The organism is Citrobacter sp. wls613 (assembly GCF_005281195.1).
Classification (GTDB): Bacteria; Pseudomonadota; Gammaproteobacteria; order Enterobacterales; family Enterobacteriaceae; genus Citrobacter; species Citrobacter gillenii.
On sequence record NZ_SZXN01000005.1, the window covers coordinates 1 to 2163 of the forward strand.

Here is a 2163-nt window from a genome sequence, read left to right on the forward strand (position 1 = left end):
CCCGCTACGGGGGAGACTTACCCGAAATCTGATTTATTCAACAAAGCCCTGAAATCCTTGAAGTCTGACCGGCATTACGGCTAAACTAATCAAACATGATTTGGTTTCAGTGGTGTTCAGACCCTGTTACCTCGGTTTAATGAGCCGGCAAGCTCAATAAACCAACTTTTAGAAAAACCGCTGTAAGGCGGTTTTTCTTTCCTCCAATTCATCAATTGGATACTCTCTCACATATCTTAACGTCAACAAGACTTCACTATTTATTTTCTGTATACTTTTTAACCTAAAAATCACTGTTAACCAAATTTTACCTAATTTAACTATAGGTAGGTGTATTTTATGACATAATGAATCAAATAAATCAAATAAATCAAATAAATCAAATGAATCAAATGAATCAAATAAAGCAAATAAAGCAAATGAAGCAAATGAAGCAAAGCAAAGCCGTTGTATTTTCTTACGCCATAATTCTTTTTTTGTTATGTACTTTTATATCTGTAGTGTTAAATTATTGTTTTTTTAAAGAAGTAAACATCAGATACACTTTTCTTTTATCAATCATACTACCAATTACGTTTAGATATAAACTTATTTATTGGTTTTTAACCTTTCCTTTTCTTTCTTTTTTCTCTATTTATTTTATTACTGGGATAGATATAGGCCCGATAAAATATGACTATATTGCAGCGATAGCAAACACATCTCAAGATGAGTCCATTTCATTTTTTAAATCAATACCTAAAGAGCGCTTATTAATAAGCATTTTATCTATTATATTCATAATAAAATGCAGATCTATATCAATGAAGATAGACCCAATAAGAAATAGGCTATATACATTAACCGTACTGTCATGCTATTTAGTCCTAACACCAAACACACTATCTAAATTGGCATTCAATGCATTGCATGGCATGAAAGAATACATATCAGAACTAATTCAATTTAAAAAACTCAATTCCTTAAATAGCGAAAACAATGAATGGGGTGAAATTACAAATGACTCTAAATATGAAATAAACATTCTTTTCATCGGAGAAATGATGAGAAGTGACTACCTCAATGTTTATGGATACAATGAAAAAAACACTCCATTTTTGTCTTCCGTTAACGGAACATTTGTTCATAATTTCTACAGCGCTGATACACACACAGTTCCATCACTAAGGATAATGCTAACTTACCAAGGAGAAAACAGTAAAATAGAACCAAACTATCCTAAATCATTCATAAATGCAGCAAATAACGCAGGATATGATACATATTGGATTAGTAATCAAGGTTTAATTGGTGAGTTTGATACCCCAATATCATTCATAGCCAAAAGTGCAACGCACAAATACTTTATAAAACTTCACGACAATAACGCTGAAGACCATGATATGCTCAAAGTAATAAATTACTACATATCAAAACCTAGTAAAAAAAAGAAACTAATAGTTGTTCATTTATTTGATTCGCATGGATATGGCTCTTTATGCGACCAAAATAAAAAATTTATGACAGAAAATAAATTATTGAAATATAGTGAAACCAATAAAAAAGACGTAGAGTGCTACTCATCAGCAGTAACAAAAACGGACAAAATAATTAGTGAAACATATAAAACACTAAATTCAAAAAATATAAAATTCTCCATTGTTTATTTCTCAGACCATGGATCATCCGAATCAACCGATAACGCTGGAAATATATTTTACAAACATGAGGACAATGACAAGGCAGGATACAAAATACCATTAATAAGAATAACAAGTGATGACACTGAAAAAAAACACATTTACACTGGTTATAATGGCATTGATTTCACTCATGGATTGCTAAACTGGCTTTCAATTAAATCAGAAAAAGTAAACCCTTCATATAACTTATTCGAATACACAGAGGATTTTTCATCTGAAAAAGCAAAAGAAAAAGAAAAATATATCAATTCATTAAGTGATAATTTTAAACCCATTGAATTAAATTAGATAAATCTCTTATTGATAGACAAACACACTACACTTAATACCCATTATGTTAAACGGGCGAGTTTACATCTCAAAACCGCCCGCTTAACACCATCAGAAATCCTCAGCGCGATTTTAAGCACCAACCCCCCCCGTAACACCCAAATCCATACTGAAAGTGGCTTTGTTGAATAAATCGAACTTTTGCTGAGTT

The 2163-nt window shown here is 31.3% G+C and carries 1 protein-coding gene; it reads left to right on the forward strand.

The annotated features are described in order from the left end of the window. Nucleotides 1-803: 803 nt before the first annotated feature. Nucleotides 804-1970 (forward strand): phosphoethanolamine transferase, encoded by a 1167-nt coding sequence (locus tag FDX01_RS00925; RefSeq protein WP_170974746.1) that lies wholly within the window; start codon nt 804-806, stop codon nt 1968-1970. Nucleotides 1971-2163 lie beyond the last annotated feature (193 nt).